The sequence below is a fragment of the Phnomibacter sp. genome (genome assembly GCF_036803085.1).
Taxonomy (GTDB): domain Bacteria; phylum Bacteroidota; class Bacteroidia; order Chitinophagales; family Chitinophagaceae; genus Phnomibacter.
This window is the reverse complement of sequence record NZ_DAIRUZ010000007.1, coordinates 14,030-36,664: the sequence shown is the minus strand read 5'-3', so window position 1 is coordinate 36,664 and position 22,635 is coordinate 14,030. Positions and strand designations below refer to the sequence as shown.

Sequence of the window (22,635 nt, the reverse complement as noted above, 5' to 3'; positions counted from 1 at the left end):
TATGTTTGCGGATATTCAATCGTGTACAATTCTGTGAAAAAGCTGGTCATCATACCCACCTATAATGAAAGGGACAATATCCGGGGCATCATCGAAGCAGTGATGCAATTGCAGGCGGGTTTTCATGTGCTCATTATTGATGACGGCTCGCCGGATGGCACTGCTGCCATTGTGCAGGAGTTATTGCCGGTGTACAACGGCACGTTGTTTTTAGAACAACGCAGCGGTAAGCTTGGCTTAGGCACCGCTTACATTCACGGTTTCAAATGGGCACTCAGCCGCGGTTACGATTATATCTGCGAAATGGATGCCGACTTCAGCCACAATCCTGCTGATTTGCCAAGGCTGGTTGCAGCCTGCGAAAATGGTGCCGATGTGGCCGTTGGTAGCCGCTATGTAAAAGGGGGCAGCATTGAAAACTGGCCACTCGACCGACACATTTATTCAAGAGGCGGCAGTTTGTACACCCGCATGATTACCTGGATTCCGGTGAAGGATGCAACTGCTGGTTTTGTATGCTACAAACGTGCTGTGCTCGATGATATCAATTTTGATGAAATCCGTTTTGTGGGGTATGCCTTCCAGATAGAAATGAAGTTTGCATCGTGGAAGCTGGGCTACAAAATTGTAGAAGTGCCCATCACCTTTGTAGATCGCAAAGTAGGCGTCAGCAAAATGAATACCGGCATTGTAAAAGAAGGCGTACTTGGTGTGTTGAAAATTCAATGGAACAGCATGTTCAAAAACTACCGCAAGAAAGTGCGGAGTGGGAATGCTTAAGAAATTTGCAGTGTACATGTTTGCAGTTTGCAGGGGAACATAGGTGAAAAACGTTGTGCTCCTTCGTGTCTTCGTGGTTCCAAAAAAAAGTTTCCAGTTTGCAATTTTCAGTTTGCAGTAGTAGAACGTACGCCTCGAAAATTGCTAACTGTTGACTGCAAACTTTACTTACTCTTTGTGTTCCTCTGCGCTACCTCCTAAACCTCTGTGGTGAGAGCATCAATACTGATACGTCTTCATCCGATTCCATCCCGTTTTTTGCAAATCCCGGAAGCTGAACCACGCTGCTGCACCAGCAAGTACTCCCAAGGCTACACAAGCCCACCAATACGGAAAGGCCAGTGAATGCAGCAAGCCCAGGATACTCAATGCAAACATCAATGCCAGTGTTTTCATTACCGATGAACCCTGATTGTTTTTGTTGACAGGTGCCGACCACGGCAAATAATCATTGCTAAACATGACCAGTGCCACAGCCATGAGCGACAGGTTGCAAAAAGCTACAGCTACATGCAGCAATGCCATGGGCCCATTGATGATGGTGAGTAGTACCGCTACCAGCATAAATGCAGGCAGTTGAAATTGGATAATGGATGCTTTTACCGCACCACTTAAAATAGGTCCAGGCGTTGCCACCGGCGTTACCCGAAACATCCATGCCGCTTTGTAGTGCTCACTAAAATTCATTTGCCCCAAAGACGTGATGGAAACCAAACCGGTGATGTAAAGCAACATCATGATGGTGATGTTGCTTTTCCTCGATGTCAAATCCAGTTCTTCGGCTACATCACTCAGGCTGTTGTCCCGCAAAAAACTTACTGCAAAAATCACCAGCATGTAACCAATGGCCGGATACACTTTCAGTTTGAAATCACGGTTGCGCAGCATCATGCGCCAGCTAAACAAAAACGATGCTTGTTCAATTCCTTTATTGGTAAACAGGTTGGCCATCATTTGGCTGTAAGTGGTTCGGTTGCCGGCTACTTTTTTTGCTACCGCAGCTTCTCCCGAACTACCGGAAATCTGCGCCAGCTTTTGGTTGAACGTGGGTGCAAAAAAACGAACCACCACATAGATGCCCAGCACAGGCATGAGCAATGCCAATGCTGCAGCCATCAGCACAACAGGATGCGTAGAGAATTGGGTGCTTTCTTTCAGCAAGGCGGCAAACCAATAAGGTGGTGCCAGCAGCAGTGCAGGTGCTTCGCCAATCACGGCGTTTTTAAGAATGCTTTTTTCAAACAGTCTTGGTACAATTTGATAGCCGCCGTAAATGAGCACCGCAAATACAATTTGAATATAGCTGATGATGTTTTTAAACTTCTGTGGCGATGACACTTTCAATACCAACAAGTAAATGGCATTGATAAGGAAAATGGTAAAGACCGTGGATAGCAAAACACCTGCCAGTAAAGCAATACCAGCGATGGGGCCAAGTTTTACAAATGCTGTAATGAGCCCCGGCAGCGCCATGGGCAACATGAGCTTGCATACGTGTATGCTGATATGAACAATACGGGCAATCACAAACGTGGCATCATTTACCGGCTTGGGTAAAATGATGAAATTGTCGCGGATATCGATTAATACATTGGTGAAGTCGGTGATAAGGGTAAGAGCCAGCATGATGATGAACATGCTGAAATAAATAACACCGCAGGTAAGCACATCTTCGCTGGCGAAAAAGGCGATGATGAACAGCAAACCCATTAACAAAGACATGAGCATGGTGCCCAGCGTGGCCATACTAATTTGTTTGTCCTGTTTTTTATGGCTGGTTTGGTGAAAGCTATTAGGACGACGGTCATCCATCATCAGCTTGTATTCCAGTATGGTGCGGAGTTGTGTAGTATTGGCTCCAGCCTTGCGGTACAAGGCTTTGGGCAACATAAAAGCACCGAGTAATGATTGGTTGATAATGTTCAGCTTGGGCATACACAAGGCTTAATGAGTATGAAGAATGGTGTGAACCTTATTGAAAAGCACTCAGCAAATCGGATGCTGCCTGATTGATGGAATCACTGGCCGTGAGCTGCGCAAAAATTCGTTCGAGGCTTTGGTTGCCTTGTTGCGATTTCAATTCTTCAAAACTACCATCGGCCACTACTTCGCCCTGATTGATGAGGATGATGCGGTCACTTACTTTTTCTACCACATCCATCATGTGGCTGCAGTAAAAAATGGTTTTGCCTTCAGCCGCCAGTTTGCCTATCAGTTCTTTAATGATGATGACACTGTTGGCATCTAAGCCACTCAGTGGTTCATCCATAATGATGATATCTGGATTGTGTAACAAGCCGGAAGTAATCAATACTTTTTGCCGCATGCCTTTGCTAAACGTATCCATGCGTTGGTGCAGGTTGCCTGCCAATCCAAAGGCACCCAGCATTTTGGTCATGCGTTCTTCGGCTACCTGTGCATCCATGCCATACAAAGCGGCCATAAAGTGCAGAAATTCGTGTGGCGTTAGTGTTTCATACAACTCTGCCAACTCCGGTATGAAACCAATTTTTTGCTTGGCTGCCAGCGGCTCTTTGCGAATGTCTTTTCCTGCTACCAATACTTCACCTTCAAAGTCGGAGAGGAGGCCGCACAATATTTTTACGGTGGTGCTTTTACCAGCGCCATTGGGGCCAATGTAGCCAATCACCTGTCCGGGCATTACGGATAGATTGATGCCTTTGAGTACCGGTGTGCCACTGTAACTTTTCCAAAGATTCTTGAGAACGATGATGGGTTCCATAGCAATAGCTTGTGTTGATAGCAATAATAATGAAACTCGGCGCTGCTGCTGTCACTGAAATGATGAAATGTTGCGCCAAACCTCAGGCGGCGTATTTTCGCCCACATGCGGTTGGCGTTTATCAAATTGCACATAGCGGTATTGTTGGCGGGTTTTACCGCTATTTTGGGTAAGCTCATTACCCTCAACGAAGCGGCACTGGTTTGGTGGCGATTGTTGTTGTCGGTGGTAGCCTTGTTGCTCCTATTTACATGGTTGAAAAAGAGTGTGCTCACTACCCGCAAAACCATCCTGCAGCTGTTGGGTATTGGTAGCTTGGTAGGTATTCACTGGTTGTGTTTTTTCGGCAGTGTCAAGTATGGCAATGTATCTATAGCGTTGGTTTGTTTTTCTGCTGCTGGTTTTTTTTCTGCATTATTAGAGCCTGTTATCACCCGGCGAAAATGGCGACCCATTGAGTTGTTGCTGGGCCTCATGTGCATGGCAGGTATCTATATCATTTTCCATTTTGATACCCGCTACAAAACGGGCATACTCTTGGGTGTAGCAGCCGCAGCATTGAGTGCTTTGTTTTCGATACTGAACAAGCAAATGGTGAATGCCAGGGCCGATGGTTTGCAAATGACTTTTTGGGAAATGAGTGGTGCCTTAATAACGCTCAGCGTAGCTATGCCGGCGTACGTAATGCTGCGAGGCGATAGCATGCTGCCCGCACCACTCGACTGGTTGTGGCTGCTGATACTGGCCCTGGTTTGTACCGTGTGGGCTTTCTTTTTGCAGCTTCAGGCATTGCAGCATATTTCTGCCGTTACGCTCAATCTTACCTACAACCTTGAGCCGGTGTACGGCATTATTCTCGCCTTTATTTTCTTTCAGGAAAATCAATACCTGCACAGCACTTTTTTTGCCGGACTCATATTTATTGCATTGGCAGTAGCCATACAAATGTGGCGGGTAAAACAGGGTAGAGACAGATAAATCGCTTACACTTCTGCCCAGGCTTTAAAGTCTCTCACCCGTTCTCTGCTCAGGATGACTTCTTCTTGCTTGCCGGCACTGCGCAGCATGAGTTTGTAGCGGCTGTTTACATACGGTTTGATTTGAAAAATACTTTGCTGATGCACCAGGTAACTTCTATTGAGTCGGAAAAACACTTTTGGATCAAGGCATTTCTCCAGCTTCTCCATAGTATAATCTACTGTGAATTTATTGCCGTCTCTGTCTACGAGGTACACAATTTTATCTTCTGCAAAAAAGTAGCGGATATCGTCGCAGGGAATGAAATACATTTTTTGCCCCGACTTAGCCAGGAAGCGGGTTTTGTATTCCGGTTGCTCAAATGTATGGAGTAACGCAGCCGCTGTTTGTGCAGACACCGGAGTGCAAAGTTCTTTGTACTTCTGCAAAGATTTTGCCAGCATGCCGGCACTAACCGGCTTTAGTAAATACGCAATGCTGTGCAGTTGAAATGCATCCAATGCATACTGGTCAAAGGCCGTGGTAAATATGATGGGCTTGCGGTAATCTACCTGTTTGAAAATTTCAAAACTGTACCCATCCGCTAACTGTATATCGAGAAATAATAGATCGGGATGCCGGTGTGTTTCCAGCCATTGCACAGCTTCGGCAATGCTGTACAAATGAGCCACTACCTGTATCTGATCATCGTACTCCTGTAACTGGTGTTGAAGCCTTTCGGCTGCCAATAGTTCGTCTTCAATGATAACTACCCGCATATGTGTGAACTTGAATGAGTGGAATACTGACGCTGAACTGTTGACCATCGTTTTTCACCGCTATGTGCTTGCCGGTGGTGATGGCATATCGTTGATCAATGTTCACTAGTCCAACATTTCCCGATGCGGCTTTGTTGCGTTTGGGTTGTAAATTATTCGCTACAGTCAATTGTTTTTTTATCACTGCTGGTTATGTGAATCTGCAATGGTTGCTGTGGCGAAACAATGTTGTGCTTAATGGCATTCTCCACCAGCATTTGCAACGCCACAGGCACTACCTGCAATTGCTTTGCTTCTGCTGCAATTTGAATGTTGAGTTGAATGCTGTTGGGAAACCGGTGTTGCAGTAAGTAAATGTAGGGCTCCAGAAAATCCAGCTCTTGCTGCAGGTCTATCAGTTCTTTCTCCTGATTGCGCAAGATGTATTGATAGACGTTGGAAAAGGCTTCAATAAAATGATTTGCATCCTGACTTTGTTTCATCACCAATGCACTCAGTACATTCAGGTTGTTGAATAAAAAATGCGGATTCACCTGCGATTTAATGCTTTGCAGCTCAGCCTGTGTGTGCATACGGAGCAACTCTTCTGCTTCGAGTTGTTTGTTTTTGTACCGCTCCATGTAGTAGGCTACTGCATGCAGCAAATGAAAGAGCAGGTTGATGAGCAACGCATAGGTGAGAGTGAGTTTGAGTGGATTGTACAAATCAATAGGAGCGTGGTGAAACAAACGGTCGAAGGCAAAAACAACGGCAACAGTAAACAGTCCGCTGGCTACACCGGCAGCCATCCAGTACACCAACAGATTGCGAATAATCAGTTCTTCTTTTTGCGGTAGTTTATGAAACAGCGGATATAATAATCTGCCCGCTTCCCAGGTGCCCACCGTAATCACCACAATGCTGCCCAATGCCGTGTACCATTGCACATCCATACCAAAGTAGCTGTACACATTGCAAAACAAGGTGCTCAGGTAAGTGTACACGGCCAGCGCCAGTGCAAACCAGTAGCGGTATTTATGATTGAAGAAAAGCATGGCAATCGGTTATAAACAACATTCCGGATTCATAGTTCGAACCCGGAATGCTGCCGTCATATCTGTAAGGAATAACTTATGGAATAATCACTTTATCGATAACGTGAACCACACCATTGCGGGCCATAATATTGGTGAGGGCAATATTGGCGGCACCATTGTTAAACACCGTACCACTACCGCTGATGGTAACAGCACTGGTACCTACGCCAGCAACGGTGGCATTGCTACCATTGGCCATGCCGAGGTTGCCATTGGCAAGGTCGTTGCTAAATGCACGGGCTGTAACCACATGGTGGCGCAGCACGGTGCGGAGGGTAGCTACCGGTATGGCATCAATATTGCGGAAAGGGAATGCAGCATTGGCAAACAAGGCCTGGAACGCAGCATTGGTGGGCGCAAATACAGTAAGCCCATTGGTATTGCTCAATACATCAGCAATGTTGTCGGCACCGGTGGCACCTGTGCTTACACGGGTTACGGCTTTTACCAATGAGTCAAAGCCGGGTGTAGCTACAGCGGTAGCCACGATGTTGCCTACTGGTGGCTGGAGTATTCTGCCCAAACCATGTACCACTCCATTGCTGGCAGTAAGGTCGGCTTGTATTACCTGTACACCATTTACAAATACACCGGCGCTGCTGGCTTTTACAAATACAGAGTCACCATTCAGCATGTTTACTTTCACCAAATTGCCATTGCTCAATGCAATGACCTGTGCGGCAGTCAAACCCTGACCAGACAACACATGGTACGTCAACAGATTGGTGAGAGCTGCTCCGGTAGGTGCAGTTACACCGGTAAAGGCAGCATTGTTAGGTGCAAAAACGGTAAACGGTCCTGCGCCATTCAATGCATCTATCAGGCCGGCATTGGTTACCAAAGTGGCCAAAGTGCTGTAGCCATTATTTACCACAGCGTTCACCACCGTGTTGGGGGCCGGATCGTCTTTGTCTTTTTTACAACCCGTTGCAGCAAGCATCAATCCGCTGGCGGCCAGCACCAACATCTTCTTTGAAAACAGCATTTCTTTCATAGTGTTTGTGTTTGAATTGCAGTAATGACAGCAATTGTCGGGCTGTGGTTTTTACACTTTGCCCAACTGTAGCAATTTGCTCCGTCAACTGTCGTTTTTAAGGAGTGAATTGTATTGTCTCTGCTGCTCACACCAGCTTATAATCAGTGGTCATAAAAACAAAACAGCAGCCCATTGTAACGGGCTGCTGTTGCTATATATTTAAAAACAGATAGTCTTAAAACTCTACGATAAAACCAATGGTAGGTAAAATACTTACCTCATCATTCGGCAGTATTACAGGTATCGCATTGCTGCCGTTTTGCTGAATGGGTTGCCCGTTGGTAGTTACAAAAGCAGTGTTGTCTGCATTGCGTTTAAAGGTGTAGTTAGGCAGGCCGGGGTTGGCAGCACCATACCAGTTTTGTACATCCAGAAAAACATCCAGCGTAAATCTGCGGAAGTTCCATTTTTTGTCGATGCGTACATCGGCTGTATTGAATGATTGGAGTGTCAGCGTATTGGCTTGGTTGTAGTTGAAAACACCCGTGCCCAGTGTCAGGTAGTTTTGCTGGCTGGCTATCAAGTCAAACGGTGTGTAAGGGGCACCGCCCTGGTAGCGAAACTTCAAACCCAGTTCCCAGTTGCGGTTAAACTTATAGCCCCAGGTCAGGCTCAGCAGGTGGCGGTTGTCCCAGTTGGCACGTACATAGTCGCCGCTGCTGTTGGTGAATTCAGAACGGTAGAAAGTATAGCTCAAAATACCAAAGAAGCGGTTGGTGAGTTTTTGCTGCGCAAAAAATTCAATACCATATGCCCGGCCTTTGCCATCTTGGGTTACGGGTTCATTGCCAATGGCGCCAAAGTCGGTGCCTTTGTTGGCCAAACTTACGCCATCCAGCAGGCTCACAGGGTAGTTGCTGTACTTTTTGTAAAAACCTTCCAGCGTAAATCGGGTAGCGTTACTCGGCAGGTACTCCACACCGGCCACCACGTGGCGGCTGCGGATGTATTCGCCGGGGTTGTATACAATGCTACTCTGAATAGCATTCAAATATGCCAGTTGTGTATAGCTCGGCAGCTTGTAATAAATGCCGTAGCTGGCACTCACATTCCACTTGTTGCTCAGCGCATAGCTGGCACTAATGCGGGGGCTCAGTTGCTGCAGCGGATTGCTTTCGCTGTTCTGCAAATCATTTGCATCCATCCGCAGGCCGGCACTCAGTGCAAGCCTGTCGTTTAATATTCTCTTGCCCGCTTGTACAAAAGCACCATAGCGCAAAAAGTTGGCGTCGGTAAAACTGCTGATGATTTGTGCCGGTGCAACCAGGGTGCCATTGGCATCGTATTGCGGAGCACGAAAGCGTTGGCTAAATGAGTTGTCGAATTGCACCAGTTGTGCCACTGCGCCATAGCTCAGCTTCCAGCCATCAAAGTTGTTGGTAACATCAAAGCGCAGTTTGTTTTCTGTTTCGCGGCTCTGCACCCGCAGCGTTTGTTCGGTGGGTTGGGGGGCTTGATTGTCTTCATATTTCTCGGCTGAGTTGTCGAGGGTGTTGCGGCTCAGCGCCAGGTTCCAGTAGCCATTGTTGGTAAGGCGGCGCAGACTTGCACCAATGGTATAGCTCCATTGGTTGATGTTGGGGCTGCTGTTGATGGCATATAGTTTTTCCGGCGTGGCTTCTTTCGGCGCCGCAAAACTGAACTCATCTATTGCACCAATGCCTATTACGTTAAAGGTGGTTTTGGCATTAATTTTCGTAGTGGTCTTCAACTGAAAATCCCAGTAGTTGGGGCGAATGGGCAAGTCAAGCGCCTGAAACAAAAACTGCAGATAGCTGCGCCTTGCCGATGCCAGGAAAGTGGTGTTCTTGCTCAGTGGGCCATCAAACGTAGCTGCCGCTTCGGTTCCACTCAACCTAAAGTTGCCTTGCAGGCGGTTGGCGTTGCCGTTCTTTTGTTTAAACTGAAACACACTGCTCAGCGCATTGTCGTAGCGGGCATCAAATGCCGAGCTGCTCAATTTTACATCTTCAATAAAGCTCACGTTCAAAATACCCTGCGGACCACCACCGCTGCCTTGCGTACTAAAGTGGTTGATGATGGGCACTTCAATACCATCTAAGTAAAACACGTTTTCGCTGGGGGCGCCACCACGTATAATGATGTCGTTGCGAAAGCCGCCGCCACCAACACCGCCGCCTACACCGGGCAGCGATTGAATCACTTTGCTGATATCGAAGTTGCCGCCGGGGTTGGCTTTAATGTCTTCGGTGGTAAGGCGCTGTATGCTCAGCGGGCTTTCGAGGCTGGTAGCTTTGGCCGTGTTTTTGCGGCCGCTCACCACCACGTTTTCCAATTGGCTCACTTTCGCTTCCAGCTCTATCGTCAATACCGTTTCGTTACCCGTTGTTATCACCAGGTTGCTGATGGTTTTGGGTTGGTAGTTTACCGAACTCGCCGTAAGGCTGTAAGAGCCCGGGGCCAGATTGGTGAGCCGAAAGTTGCCCGCTGCATCGGTGGTAGTACCTTTGTTGCCGGGCTGCAGCACTACCGTTGCACCGCTTTGTGGCTGCAAGGTATTTTTATCAATCACGTTGCCACTCAGGCTGGCTGTGCCTTGTGCTATTACTACCAGGCTCACTATGTTGCCCACCAGGGCCAGCATCCATTTTCTCAAGCAATTTTTGGTCATACAATTAGTTGTCTACAGTTTCTATTTCTATTCCGGGTTCTACATATTTTTAATGGGGGCTGTCGGCTATTTACACCAATCAGCTGCAGTTCCGGCTACTCCGGGCTTCGCTGCGCTCCGGCCCCGCTTGCTGCGTGGCTACCGCTGCATATCCGGCTGCCCTTCAGCAATCTGCCCACTTCAGCTTTCGCCCGTTGTTGAACAAACGTCGTTCGGTTTGGTTCTACCGTTGTACAAAAGTTTTGCAAAAAACTACTGGTGCAAGCCAACACCTGTCGCAGGCCTCCCGGCCTGCGACGTTCTGTTACTAAAGCAAGCAGTAAAACCACCTGAAATTAGGTCGCCCTTTCAGGGCTTTGTTTCGTGTGTTGGTAACATTACCACGGGCTACACCCGTGGCTAGGTGATGGTCGCCCTTTCAGGGCTTTCGCATCCATTTTACCTAGGCGTATTCCTCAATGAAACTCCGTTCAATCCGCTACATCTGCTTCCAAAAAAAAACATGTTTCTGCCGCTGTTTTGTAGCAATGCATCGTGTACCTGCCCATATTGAAGGATTATTTTCTACAGCCTTAGCGCAGTACATACCGTGTACCCAGCGAAAAACCGCCATACACCCTTTCGCCGCTAAACAACGGATTGAGGCGTAGCTCCGGTTCCAACAGCCAGCGGTTGGCCAGTTTAATTTGTTTGCCCACTTTCAGCATCAGGCCCATGTCAAAGCTGTTGCTGGTCTCATAGTTGGTGACCACTACATTTGGGGCGCCTTTGGTTTGCACGGCATCCAGCAAAAAATCGAAGGTTGGCCCGGCACTGATGTTTACAATGCGGGAATAGAATTTATACAACAACGGCACCGATATGAATCGTTCAACCACCGTGCTGTTGAACACAAACATGCCGCCCGGAGGTACCTGAACATAAGTGGTAAAATGTACCGGATTGTTGCGATAATAAACGCCCGTTTCGAGGCCGCTGTGTTTGGTCAGTTTTCTTTCCAGTGCCAGCCCCACCCCCGGCTTCAGGTCGTTGGAAAAAGTAAGGTCGGCAGTAAAATTGGCACCAATGCGGGTTTCGGTTTGCGCATGCAGCAATGGCGCCGTGCACGTCAATACAATCAGGGTAAAAATATACTTCATAGAGGCGTGTGGTTAGTTGGGCGCAAAATAGCTGTCGCTTCATTGCTATTGCTGCTGGTCGTCATTTATAGACAATTCTTAACAAGCAGCAATCCCTGTACGTTGCACAATGTTTAATGATTGATACTACTGTCGCAGGCCTGGCGGCCTGTGACAACTCGTTGCGCAACTTCTATATTCATCCACCGGAAATATGTCACCCCTGCGGAGCTTTGCAACTTCGCTTCCGTGCAAACCCAAACGCATCTGTGTAAATCAGTATCACATTTATCTATATCTCAAAAAAGCTTGCAACTGAGGGAAAAAGTGAATGATCACTTTTCATGCTTCTTTTTATACGCCATCACACAGCGTACCAGTATTAATAAATCGAAAACCAGAAACAACGCCAGCACAGCCCACAACCAAGTTCGGGTTTGCGGCGATATCTGCTGAAAGGCCGGGGTATTCATGTTGCGCATCAGGTACACCATAAAGAGTAACGCCGATACACTCATGATCGAAAAAAAACAACCGAATGCGGATTTTCCTGAAACTTGCATTACTTGAAAGTTGGTGTTCACTCAAAACTTAAAACTACCACAATCTTGCGTATGCAACTTCAGCCCACCCGGTTACACAACCATCTGGTTCTACTGCAACCCCTGCAGCCAGCCGATTTCGAACGCCTGTATGCCGTAGCATCCGATCCGTTGATTTGGGCACAGCATCCCAACCCCGACAGGTATAAAAGAGAAGTGTTCAGCACTTATTTTGAAGGAGCACTCGCCTCAGGTGGTGCGTTTTTGATTGAAGATGCAGCCACAGGCACCGCCATTGGCAGCAGTCGTTTTTATGATTATTTACCCGAACGTAGCGAAGTGAAAATCGGCTATACTTTTTTTGCCCGCAGCCATTGGGGTGGGCAGTACAATCCACAGGTAAAAGCCCTGATGCTGAACCACGCTTTTCAATTTGTTGACACGGTTATTTTTCATGTGGGTGCCAACAACGGGCGGTCACGCAAGGCCATGGAGCGGTTGGGCGCCACGAACCTTGGCGAAGAAAATGTGGCCTACTTTGGCGAAGCGTCGCGGTTGAATGTGGTGTATGCCATGTACAAAAACGATTGGCTGGCAAGGCAAGGGTAGGTCTGTATCTTCGCGGCATGTTGGATGTAGTCATCATTGGAGCGGGGCCCATTGGTTTGGCCTGTGGTATCGAAGCACAGAAGGCTGGTTTATCTTATGTGATTTTGGAGAAAGGTTGTTTGGTCAACAGCCTGTACAACTATCCCGCCAACATGACTTTTTTCTCCACCTCCGAAAGACTGGAAATCGGGGGCGTTCCTTTCACCAGTTTGCAATCTAAACCCAACCGTGCCGAAGCGTTGGAATACTACCGGCGGGTAACCATGCACTTTCAGTTGCAGGTACGTTTGTTTGAAGCTGTGCAGCAAGTGCAGCCACTCCACAAAGGGTTTGAAGTAACATCAACCAAAGCGACCTATACCTGCAAACACCTCATTTTGGCAACAGGATTTTACGACATTCCGGTTCGCATGAATGTGCCCGGCGAAGATTTGCCGAAAGTGACGCATTATTATAAAGACCCACACTACTATGCGTTTCAAAACGTGCTGGTAGTAGGCGCCAATAATTCGGCAGTAGATGCAGCGCTGGAAACCTATCGTAAAGCTGCACACGTTACCATGGTGCTCAAGCATGATGATATTGGCGAACGGGTAAAATACTGGGTACGGCCCGATGTGGTGAACCGCATTGCCGAAGGTTCTATTAAAGCTTACACCAATGCTACGGTTGCGGCCATTCGGGAGCTGGAGGTAGATATTCAAACACCGGAAGGATTGGAGACCATTCCCAATGATTTTGTAATTGCCATGACCGGCTATCAACCCAATTTTGAATTACTGAAACAACTCGGCATTGGCCTGAGTGATGATGGTAAAATGTATCCGCAATACAACCCCGATACCATGGAAACAAACGTGCCAGGCATTTACCTGGCAGGTGTGGTTTGTGGTGGTATGGATACACATGTATGGTTCATCGAAAATAGCCGGGAACATGCAAGACTGATTGTGCAGCACATTGCCACAAAAGCTTAAGATGTTTCTTCTTTGTCCTCCTCCTCATCTTCATCAACAAACATCGACATCCAGTCTTCATGCTGTTGCTTTCCTTCTTGCTTATTAAAGAAGTATTTGGCTATTTGCATGCCGGCAAAAATGGCTACACTTTTCAGAATAGCAGGCAGTGCTTTGCCACTGCCGGAAGCAGCAAAAAAATCGGCGGCGTAGCTACCGGCTTTGCTATGAATGATTTTGCTGCCAAAATGCTGTAAACCCCGTAGCATGGCTACGGCAGGCAGCCTTTGTACACGACGCCGCAATGCATGATCTGCTGTTTTAATGTGCGCCTTCAGTTTTCTTTTTTCAGCTTTCAATTGCCGCAAGTTGCCAATAGGTTGCTGAATGCGATATGGTTGCATATTACTCATGTCACAATTACTTAATCGTTATCATCTTCATCCTGAGCAAACAGGGTGCTGATGATGCTGTTTTGAATGGCCTCCTGCAACGGCTTTCGCACAAAAGCCATCACAGTAAGCAGGAGTAATATATAAAAGGCGGCTACCAGTCCAAAGCCAATAAAAAAACTCTCGTATACCTGCGAAAAATAATATCCAGCCATGAAGCTGATAAACAATAGGGCAAAGAACAACAAGGAGCCTGCCAAAATGCCCACAATGAGTTTACCACTCAATATGCTTAGCTTTTCGGCAGCCTCCATTTTGGCCAGCAATAGCCGGTCATTTACCAGTTGTTTTACGGTATGTTGTACTTCATCGTACAATCCTTCTGCTTGTTGGTCAGGCATGTTATTCACTTTGTGGTAAACCGTCTTGCACTTTTTTCATAGCATGGCGGGCTTTGTCACTCAAATCAGCAAAATCCTGTTTCAGGTCAGTTGCTTTGTCTTTCATTTTCTGCGAAAGTTCTTTGCCCTTTTTGCTTTTCAGAAAGGCATATACTCCGGCACTCACGGCAATACCTGCTAAAAATCCCAACAGCGTTTTTGTACTTCCTTTCATAATGAAATGTTTTAAAAGTGAAGGCGTTCCTGCAAGAGCACAGGCTCGCTAAAAGACTCTATAAAGTTAGTGAAAATGTGGCGGAGGTCACGTATGCATTGTTATCTTTCACTAAATGTTTTTCATGTTTTACACTTCTGTTATAAATCGATTCAAATGGGTGGGTTTGATAATACTAATCAGCATGTTGCAGATGGCTTGCCAAAACAGCAATGCCAAAAAAATGCCGGAAATGAAACCGGTGGATACAACTATTACTGCACAAAATGCATTCATGGATTTGTTTACTGATTCTGCCACTGTATTGTTATTTGTGCAGCAACAACACCTCAATGTGCAGGACAGCATTTACCTCATCAGTTTTTACAAACAGCGCAATTATCAGCTGGCCTGGTACGACAGTAGTGGGGTAGCTGAGGAGGCATTCAATTTTATCAATCTCTATCGCAGTTATCAATCATCTACACAAGACAGTTCTTTGCTGCAACCCGATTTTGATGCATTGGCCAATCAGCTATACAACGATAGTCTGCCGCAGCTATTGAGCCAGTCAGAAAAAGTACAGGCCGATTTATTACTCACCCGGCATTTCTTTCGCTATGCCGAAAGAGCTTATGCCGCCGATGCGCAAATCAATTTGCGGGAACTCGATTGGTTCATACCCAAACGCAAAACCGATCCTGTTGCTTTTTTAGACACCGTAGTAGCCAGTGGCGGCAAAGGCATCAGTAATCTGTTGCCTGTGCATCCACTGTTTGAAGGATTGCGCAAGGCCTTGCTGCAATATACCCAGCTGGCCAAAGTACATAATTGGGAGCCTATTGCTTTTACCCAAAAAAAGTACCAGTTGGGTGATAGTACTACTGAAATATCCAGCATCAAACAACGATTAATTTGGCTGGGCGATTTGGCAGCTGCCGATACCGGACATGTATTTACGCCAGCATTACAAAAAGCGATATTGCAGTTTCAGCAGCGCATGGGCCTTGCCGCAGATGGCGTAGCAGGAAAAGGTTTTCTGGAAGCTATCAATGTGCCGCTTGAAGAACGCATCAAACAAATTCGCATCAACATGGAGCGGGCCCGTTGGATTCCCAAGCCTGGTAATGGGAAGTATGTAGTGGTTAACATTCCTGAATTTATGCTGCGGGCTTATGACAGCGGCCAACTCAAATTGCAGATGAATGTGGTGGTAGGCAAACCCGCCAACAACACGGTTATATTTAACGGCAACATGCAGTATGTAGTGCTGGCTCCTTACTGGAATGTACCGTACAGTATTGTGAAAAATGAAATGGGCCGTTCGGCAGCTTATTTCTCCAAACGCAACATGGAAGTGGTGGGTAAGTACAGCGATGGCCTGCCCATGGTGCGGCAAAAGCCAGGCCCCAACAACTCACTGGGAAGAGTGAAGTTTTTGTTTCCCAACAGCTACAGCATTTACCTGCATGATACACCTTCCAAAAGTTTGTTTGACCAAAACAAACGGGCATTCAGCCACGGGTGCATTCGGGTGGCCAAACCCCGGGATTTAGCATTGTGGGCACTGGCAAGCAACAAAGAATGGACAGCAGAAAAAATAGACTCAGGTATGAGTGGCAGCAAAGAAATTACCATCACCATGCAGCAGCAAATCCCCGTGTTTATTGGCTACTTTACCTGTTGGGCAGATGCTCAGGGGTTACTTCATTTTCGCAACGATATTTATGGACACGATAAAAAATTAGGCAATCACTTGTTTGCTTCGGTAAAATAACATTGCCTGTACATTTGCAGCATGCAAATAGTAGAAGTGAATTCGCCGGCTTTGGCAAAAGCCTTTTTGTTGGTGGCGCCTAAATTGTATCAGCAAGACCCCAATTACATCCGCCCATTGGATAAAGATGTAGAAGAGGTTTTTGATGAAACAAAAAACAAGACATTTCGCTTTGGAAAAGTTTGCCGCTGGCTACTGCAAAACGATGCCGGCGAACACATTGGCCGCATTGCAGCTTTTGTAAACAAACGCTACAAAAACAAAGGTGATACCCAACCCACTGGTGGCTTTGGTTTCTTTGATTGCATCAACAACCAGGCGGCCGCCAACCTGCTGCTCGATACTGCCAAAAACTGGTTGCAACAGCAGGGCATGGAAGCCATGGACGGACCTATCAACTTTGGCGAAAGAGACAAATGGTGGGGCCTGCTGATTGAAGGTTTTGACCCGCCCTTGTATGGCATGAATTATAATGCACCATACTATAAAACACTGCTGGAAAATTACGGCTGCGAAGTTTTCTTTTACCAAAACTGCTGGGCCCGTGAAGTAAAGCCCCGCCTGCCAGAAAAGTTTTATGTAGCCCATAAAAAAATTGAGGCCATGGGTGGTTTTGAAGCCCGTCGGGTGGATAAGAATAACCTGGAAAAAGCAGCGCAGGATTTTTGTATCGTTTACAACAAGGCCTGGGCACAGCACGAAGGCAACAAACAAATGGCACTGCCAGTGGCGGTTAAAATGTTTCAGAGCATGAAGCCCATTATGGACCCCGATTTGGTGTGGTTTGTGTACTACCATAACGAGCCGGTAGCCATGTATGTGTGCCTGCCCGATCTTAACCAGGTGTTTAAGTTCCTGGATGGCAAGTTTGACTGGTGGGCCAAACTGAAGTTTGTGTACTACCGCTGGCGGGGTGTTATCAAAAACTTTACGGGCATCGTATTTGGCATAGTACCCGAGTGGCAGGGTTCCGGGGTAGATTATTTTATGATTGTGGAGGCCAGTAAAATATTACAGCATCCCCAAAAAGGGAAATACGACTACACCGAACTGCAATGGCAGGGCGATTTTAACCCCAAAATGAACAACATTTCCAAAAACCTTGGTTTTACGCTCAGCCGCCGCCTGGCTACCTACCGCTACCTGTTCGACAGAACCAAAGAGTTTAAGCGGCACCCTATTTTATAAGCGGGTTCACTTGTATGGCCGATTTATAAACAGGCCTTGCCGAAGCATGCGTCAACCTCCTACATTTGTGGGGCATGGAAAAGTTTATTGTATCTGCCAGAAAATACCGTCCCCAAACCTTTAGCTCGGTGGTGGGGCAGCAGCATATTACCACTACTTTAAAAAATTCTATCCGCAACAACACGCTGGCACATGCCTTCTTGTTTTGCGGTCCCAGGGGCGTGGGCAAAACCACCTGTGCCCGAATTTTGGCCAAAACCATCAACTGCGAAAACCTGCAAGACGACGGTGAGGCCTGCAATGAATGCCCCAGCTGTGTGTCGTTCAACAATGGCAGTTCGCTCAATATCCATGAGCTTGATGCGGCTAGCAACAACAGCGTAGATGATATCCGGGAGCTGGTAACACAGGTTCGCTTTGCCCCGCAAGAAGGTAAATACAAGATTTACATCATCGATGAGGTGCACATGCTAAGTCAGGCGGCCTTCAACGCCTTTTTGAAAACGCTGGAAGAGCCACCTTCTTATGCCAAGTTCATTTTGGCCACCACCGAAAAGCACAAGATTCTGCCCACTATTTTGAGTCGTTGTCAAATCTTCGATTTCAAACGCATTACCAATGCCGACACGGTAGAGCACCTGCAGGAAATTGCCGATAAAGAAAGCATCAATGCCGAGAAATCTGCGCTGCAACTCATTGCCCAAAAGAGTGAAGGTTGCATGAGGGATTCGCTGAGTATCCTCGATAAGATTGTGAGCTTTACCGATGGAAAACTCACGTATCAAAATACGCTGGAGCACCTCAACCTGCTCGATGAAGATTATTATTTCCAACTGCTGGATGCCGTAACCGGGCAAGATGTAACCACTGCATTGCTGCTCTTCGATCAAATCAACCGCAAAGGTTTTGAAGGCAACACGGTGCTCGAAGGTTTTGCAGAATTTATGCGCAACCTCATGGTAAGCCGCGACCCCAAAGCTGCAGCATTGCTGGATGTACTGGAAGGCATGCAGGAACGCTATGCCAAAACCGCAGCCAGCTTGCCGCTCAGCTATTTGGTGAGTGCCCTCAATGTAATTAGTCAGGCCTCTATGCAATTCCGCGACGTGCACAACAAACGCCTGCATGTAGAACTTTGCCTCATCAAGCTTTGCTATTTGCAGCAAGCACTGGAACTGGTGGCGGATTCTTCGGGCCATGTGGTAAAAAAATCAAAAGTGTCGGCGCCGGTGGCAGTAAAAACAAAGCCCGTTGCCCCCATTTTTAAAACAGCACCCGCTGCCGGCGAAGCCCGGTTGGATATAGAAACGCCCAAGCCGCAGGCTCCCGTGGCGCCGGTACAAAAAGCGGCGGTTCCTCCCGTGGCTGTAGCACCGGCTCCGGTTACTGCAGCACCCCTGCAGGAAGTCGTACCTGTACCTCCCAAACCCATGCCCACAGCTATGCCTGCTGCTGCAGTAAAACCTGCCGGCGGCAAAACATCATTGCTGGACAAACTGAAACAGCAGGTACAGCAAAATGGTGGCAAAGCCGTGGTGGAAGCCCGCATGCCGGTGCTGGAAGAGGTACAGCAACTCTGGGATGCCCATGCCATTAAAGTAAAAGAAATGCAGAAGCACAGCACCGTTACCAACATGCAGTTGGCTACGCTGGCCGTGCAAGACGATACCGTTATTATCACCAGTGAAACGGTTTTCGGTGCCAAAATGCTGGAGCAGGAAGCCACTGATTTAACAGAGGCTTTCCGTCAGCATTTTCACAATGTGTCCATCAAGGTAAAAATTGAAGTGAACGAGGACGAGGCTTCCAAACAGCCGAAAGTGCTGGAGCCACGCTACCTCAATACGGCCGAACGCTACAAACTGATGGTAGATCATTACCCGCTGGTAAAAGAATTGAAAGAACGGTTGAAGCTGGATCTGGGTTTCTAAGAAATAAGCTACTGCAGCGGTTAAATGCAATCATTTTCCACTGTAGTTTTCTCATGGAGTGGTGGGCATTAGCCCATTGAAGCCATACAATTTGTAAAGAAGCCGCAACAATCGACACTGCAGGTTGGGGGGTAAGTCATTTTCCCCGAAATTCGCAACTCCAAAAAGCAAGCAATCTATTATGGCCGAAGTAATAAAGATGCCCCGACTGAGCGATACCATGACAGAAGGTGTAATTGCCGCCTGGCACAAAAAGGTAGGCGATGCCGTGAAAAAAGGGGATTTGTTGGCAGAAATCGAAACCGATAAAGCCACCATGGAACTGGAAAGTTATCAGGAAGGCACCCTGCTGCACCTCGGCACTGCTGCCGGTGGCAAGCTGCAGGTAGACGACCTGCTGGTAGTGCTGGGTACGCCCGGCGAAGATATTTCGGCCCTGCTGGCTGGCGGCGCTGCTCCTGCACCCGCTGCGGCTCCCGTGGCTGAAGCACCCGCTGCTGCTCCTGCCGCTGCGGCTTCATCTCTCGATTTGGCCAGCATTGAAGAAGTGGTGCTCATGCCCCGCCTCAGCGATACCATGACCGAAGGGGTGATTGCCAACTGGGTAAAAAAAGTAGGCGAGACTGTAAGCAAAGGCGATGTACTTGCAGAAATAGAAACCGACAAAGCCACCATGGAGCTCGAAAGCTACAAGAATGGTGTGCTCCTGTACCAAGGTGCTGCTGCCGGCGAAAAAATTCAGGTAAATGATTTGCTCTGCATCATTGGCCCAGCCGATTTTAAAATTGATGAGATTGTAGCCGCCGCCAAAGCCGGAGCTGGTGCTGCACCTGCTGCCCCCAAGGCTGAAGCTGCTGCGCCAACTGCTGCCCCCGCTCCGGCTGCCGCTGCGCCTGTTGTTGCTGCTCCCGAAGTGGTAAACACCGGCCGTATTTTAGCCAGCCCGCTTGCCAAAAAACTTGCTGCCGATAAAGGCATCGACCTGCGGTATGTAAAAGGCAGTGGCGACCATGGTCGTATCATTAAGCAAGACGTAGACAACTATACGCCAACAGCTGCACCTGTGGCCAGTGCGCCTGCCGCTGCTGCACCTGCGCCTGCTCCGGCGGCTGCTGCACCAGCTGCCACCGTTGCGCCATTTGTACCGGGTGGTGCCGGCGAAGGCTACAGCGATACCGCCAACAGCCAAATGCGCAAAGTGATTGCCAAGCGCCTCAGCGAAAGCAAATTCACAGCACCGCATTTCTATCTCAAGATGGAAATCAACATGGACAATGCCATGGCGGCCCGCATCAAGCTCAACGAAATCAGCCCTGCCAAAATCAGCTTCAATGACATGGTCATTAAAGCATCGGCCATGGCGCTGAAAAAACATCCTGCCGTAAACAGCAGCTGGATGGGCGATTTCATCCGTACTTACGAGCATGTGCACATTGGTATGGCCGTGGCCATTCCTGATGGATTAATTGTGCCGGTGATTCGTTTTGCCGACCAAAAAACCTTGAGCCAAATTGCCGCCGAAGCCAAAGAACTGGGTGGCAAAGCCAAAGGCAAAAAGTTGCAACCGAATGAGTTTACAGGTAACACCTTTACCATCAGCAACCTGGGTATGATGGATATTGATGAATTTACTGCCATTGTAAACCCGCCAGATAGCTGCATTTTGGCAGTAGGCAAAATCAAAGAAGAAGTGTACCGCAACGAGAAAGGTGAATTTGCTGTTCGCAACATCATGAAGCTGACGCTGAGCTGCGACCACCGCAGTGTGGATGGTGCTGTTGGTGCCGCCTTCTTGCAAACGCTGAAAGCCTATCTCGAAAATCCTGTAACCATGCTGGTATAACTACCGGCTTTGTATAACGAAATCCCGCTGCCACACAGCGGGATTTTTTTATGCCCTTAAAAAAAGGATCTGTGAGTAATCCATGTTTGTAGCCGATATGGCGGCGTTGTAACATTGAAGCTGAATCGGTACTAAAACGGGGTATCATTATGGGAAAGAAAATATTTTTCGGCGCAGCTTTTTTGTGTTTGTACTTGATGCTTGGCTGTAATGCAGGCTACACGCAAACTGTCACTAATATTGGCTTACAGCGGCATCAGATTGCCAACAGCGGCTGTGCGGCACTTTTTCCAAAAGCGCCTACAGGTATTGAAAGCGGATTGGATGTTGATAGTAATAAAGTTTTTACCGCCAGGGCAGAAACCATCATCAACAAAGAAACCTACGTGTATAGTGTGCAGGTAATTCAGCTAAGAAATCCTGATGCGGTGGTGGATGATTACGACCAACTTACTCAATACCTCGATTACATCAAAAGCACCCTCAATATTGCTGATGAAGAAGGCTACAAAAAAGTAAATGGATTGGTAAGAGGTAAACTCGCCAAAGCCATCAGCGATAGCTGGAGCGATCATACCGGATTAGATATGAAAGTAATGGGTTGGATACAAGGCCGGACCATGGCAGTTCTGTATGTAATGGGTAAAGGACCATTGCCGGCGCAGCTTTCTATCAATCAGTTTCTCAATGGATTTCAGTTTCCGGCTACTTTTTAAGCACCACCAAATTTGTAACATGAAGAAAGGAGCCGATGAGGGCTCCTTTCTTGTTGGGAGTAAGGGTTTGAGGGTATTAACTCAACGTACTAACCGCCGTACATGACTATAAGCGGTTTCTGTTCTCATGGAAAAAATATTAAAAGCTATTGCTGTTTTGTTCATTATTTCTGTGTAGTAAAGTTACGACAGGGATATATTAACCCATCCTTTACCTCCTATATTTTCGACGAATCGGTGGGTGGCGTTCAGAAAAAAATAATTCATCTTCATAGGGGGTTCTACATTTTTTTGTGTCTACATCTTGCTACCTATTCTGTAAACCCATCCAGCATGTCTGTCGATTTTTGGAACCAACGATACGCCGAGCAGCCATTTGCCTATGGCGAGCAGCCCAATCATTTCTTTGCTACACAGTTGTCAAAGTGGCCGGTTGGTAGTTTGTTGCTGCCTGCGGAAGGAGAAGGCCGGAATGCTGTGTTTGCGGCAACGATTGGCTGGCAGGTTACAGCGTTCGATCAAAGTGAGGCAGGATGCCAAAAATGTAAACAACTTGCTGCGCAACATGCGGTAACTGTAAATGTTCAGGTGGCCGATGCTGCAGCTTTTGACTACGGTGAAAACCGCTACGACGCCATTGCACTCATCTTTACGCATTTTCCATCGGCACTTCGCCAGCAGGTGCACAGGCAAGTGGTAAAAGCACTGAAACCCGGCGGCATATTGCTGTTGGAAGCATTTACTCCAGCACAACTGCACTACAGCAGCGGTGGACCAAAAGAGCTGCCCATGTTGTACACAGCTGCTATGCTGCATCAGGAGTTTCATGCATTATCCATTCAGTATTGCGAAGAAATAAATACAACGCTGGATGAAGGTCCTTATCATCAGGGCACAGCTGCTGTGGTGCGGCTGATTGCACAAAAACCCATGTAAACTGCGGGCCTGTATTGGCCCGTTCTTTTC

21 protein-coding genes are annotated in these 22,635 nt (G+C 47.5%); 10 read left to right on the top strand and 11 right to left on the bottom strand.

Annotation, left to right across the window (positions count from 1 at the left end; translation table 11 throughout):
- Positions 1-33 precede the first annotated feature (33 nt).
- Positions 34-780, top strand: coding sequence for a polyprenol monophosphomannose synthase (locus V7Q13_RS13660; protein WP_333801230.1), 747 nt, complete (start codon positions 34-36; stop codon positions 778-780).
- Between the two features lie 219 nt (positions 781-999).
- On the opposite strand, the gene V7Q13_RS13655 is transcribed toward V7Q13_RS13660, so the two are convergent.
- Entirely contained in the window at positions 1,000-2,715 is a 1,716-nt protein-coding gene (locus V7Q13_RS13655; RefSeq protein ID WP_333801229.1) for a hypothetical protein, read from the bottom strand.
- A gap of 37 nt (positions 2,716-2,752) precedes the next feature.
- Entirely contained in the window at positions 2,753-3,523 is a 771-nt protein-coding gene (locus V7Q13_RS13650; RefSeq protein WP_333801228.1) for an ABC transporter ATP-binding protein, read from the bottom strand.
- Positions 3,524-3,628: 105 nt separating this feature from the next.
- On the opposite strand from V7Q13_RS13650, the gene V7Q13_RS13645 reads away from it, so the two are divergent.
- Positions 3,629-4,501, top strand: coding sequence for a DMT family transporter (locus V7Q13_RS13645; protein ID WP_333801227.1), 873 nt, complete (start codon positions 3,629-3,631; stop codon positions 4,499-4,501).
- Between the two features lie 5 nt (positions 4,502-4,506).
- Here V7Q13_RS13645 and V7Q13_RS13640 read toward each other — a convergent pair whose 3' ends face one another.
- The 6 genes from V7Q13_RS13640 to V7Q13_RS13615 form a co-directional block, all read right to left on the bottom strand.
- On the bottom strand, positions 4,507-5,259 hold the full coding sequence (locus V7Q13_RS13640) for a LytR/AlgR family response regulator transcription factor (RefSeq protein ID WP_197428314.1): 753 nt from the start codon (positions 5,257-5,259) through the stop codon (positions 4,507-4,509).
- Positions 5,260-5,411: 152 nt separating this feature from the next.
- Positions 5,412-6,293, bottom strand: coding sequence for a sensor histidine kinase (locus V7Q13_RS13635; protein ID WP_333801226.1), 882 nt, complete (start codon positions 6,291-6,293; stop codon positions 5,412-5,414).
- Between the two features lie 76 nt (positions 6,294-6,369).
- A complete protein-coding gene (locus tag V7Q13_RS13630) occupies positions 6,370-7,329 on the bottom strand; it encodes a fasciclin domain-containing protein (RefSeq protein WP_333801225.1) in 960 nt (319 codons plus the stop codon).
- 217 nt (positions 7,330-7,546) lie between these two features.
- On the bottom strand, positions 7,547-10,003 hold the full coding sequence (locus V7Q13_RS13625) for a TonB-dependent receptor (protein WP_333801224.1): 2,457 nt from the start codon (positions 10,001-10,003) through the stop codon (positions 7,547-7,549).
- Positions 10,004-10,575: 572 nt separating this feature from the next.
- Positions 10,576-11,142: an outer membrane beta-barrel protein gene (locus tag V7Q13_RS13620; protein WP_333801223.1), complete on the bottom strand. Its 567-nt coding sequence runs from the start codon at positions 11,140-11,142 to the stop codon at positions 10,576-10,578.
- Between the two features lie 314 nt (positions 11,143-11,456).
- A complete protein-coding gene (locus tag V7Q13_RS13615) occupies positions 11,457-11,639 on the bottom strand; it encodes a hypothetical protein (protein WP_333801222.1) in 183 nt (60 codons plus the stop codon).
- A gap of 96 nt (positions 11,640-11,735) precedes the next feature.
- Between V7Q13_RS13615 and V7Q13_RS13610 the strand changes: the two genes are divergently transcribed.
- Positions 11,736-12,272: a GNAT family N-acetyltransferase gene (locus V7Q13_RS13610; RefSeq protein WP_333801221.1), complete on the top strand. Its 537-nt coding sequence runs from the start codon at positions 11,736-11,738 to the stop codon at positions 12,270-12,272.
- A 17-nt stretch (positions 12,273-12,289) separates the two neighbouring features.
- Complete coding sequence (locus V7Q13_RS13605; protein ID WP_333801220.1) at positions 12,290-13,249, top strand: YpdA family putative bacillithiol disulfide reductase; 960 nt, start codon at positions 12,290-12,292, stop codon at positions 13,247-13,249.
- Here the strand turns inward: V7Q13_RS13605 and V7Q13_RS13600 are convergent.
- Genes V7Q13_RS13600 through V7Q13_RS13590 form a run of 3 tightly spaced genes read right to left on the bottom strand, consistent with a single transcriptional unit; the run spans position 13,246 to position 14,235 of the window.
- On the bottom strand, positions 13,246-13,641 hold the full coding sequence (locus V7Q13_RS13600) for a hypothetical protein (RefSeq protein ID WP_333801219.1): 396 nt from the start codon (positions 13,639-13,641) through the stop codon (positions 13,246-13,248). The two genes, V7Q13_RS13605 and V7Q13_RS13600, sit on opposite strands and share 4 nt — an antisense overlap.
- Before the next feature lie 11 nt (positions 13,642-13,652).
- Positions 13,653-14,021 carry a phage holin family protein gene (locus V7Q13_RS13595; RefSeq protein WP_333801218.1) on the bottom strand — a complete coding sequence of 123 codons (369 nt, stop codon included), beginning with the start codon at positions 14,019-14,021 and terminating at the stop codon, positions 13,653-13,655.
- 1 nt (position 14,022) lies between these two features.
- The gene (locus V7Q13_RS13590; protein WP_333801217.1) at positions 14,023-14,235 is read right to left on the bottom strand and encodes a YtxH domain-containing protein; all 213 of its coding nucleotides are present in this window, start codon (positions 14,233-14,235) and stop codon (positions 14,023-14,025) included.
- 184 nt (positions 14,236-14,419) lie between these two features.
- Between V7Q13_RS13590 and V7Q13_RS13585 the strand changes: the two genes are divergently transcribed.
- From V7Q13_RS13585 to V7Q13_RS13560, 6 genes are all read left to right on the top strand, one after another.
- Positions 14,420-15,991, top strand: a complete 1,572-nt coding sequence (locus V7Q13_RS13585) for a L,D-transpeptidase family protein (protein ID WP_333801216.1) — start codon at positions 14,420-14,422, stop codon at positions 15,989-15,991.
- Between the two features lie 21 nt (positions 15,992-16,012).
- Positions 16,013-17,179, top strand: a complete 1,167-nt coding sequence (locus tag V7Q13_RS13580) for a hypothetical protein (RefSeq protein WP_333801215.1) — start codon at positions 16,013-16,015, stop codon at positions 17,177-17,179.
- A 74-nt stretch (positions 17,180-17,253) separates the two neighbouring features.
- Positions 17,254-19,110, top strand: coding sequence for a DNA polymerase III subunit gamma/tau (locus tag V7Q13_RS13575; RefSeq protein WP_333801214.1), 1,857 nt, complete (start codon positions 17,254-17,256; stop codon positions 19,108-19,110).
- 181 nt (positions 19,111-19,291) lie between these two features.
- A complete protein-coding gene (locus V7Q13_RS13570) occupies positions 19,292-20,953 on the top strand; it encodes a pyruvate dehydrogenase complex dihydrolipoamide acetyltransferase (RefSeq protein WP_333801213.1) in 1,662 nt (553 codons plus the stop codon).
- 149 nt (positions 20,954-21,102) lie between these two features.
- Positions 21,103-21,669, top strand: coding sequence for a hypothetical protein (locus tag V7Q13_RS13565; RefSeq protein ID WP_333801212.1), 567 nt, complete (start codon positions 21,103-21,105; stop codon positions 21,667-21,669).
- A gap of 333 nt (positions 21,670-22,002) precedes the next feature.
- Positions 22,003-22,605, top strand: a complete 603-nt coding sequence (locus tag V7Q13_RS13560; protein ID WP_333801211.1) for a class I SAM-dependent methyltransferase — start codon at positions 22,003-22,005, stop codon at positions 22,603-22,605.
- Positions 22,606-22,635 lie beyond the last annotated feature (30 nt).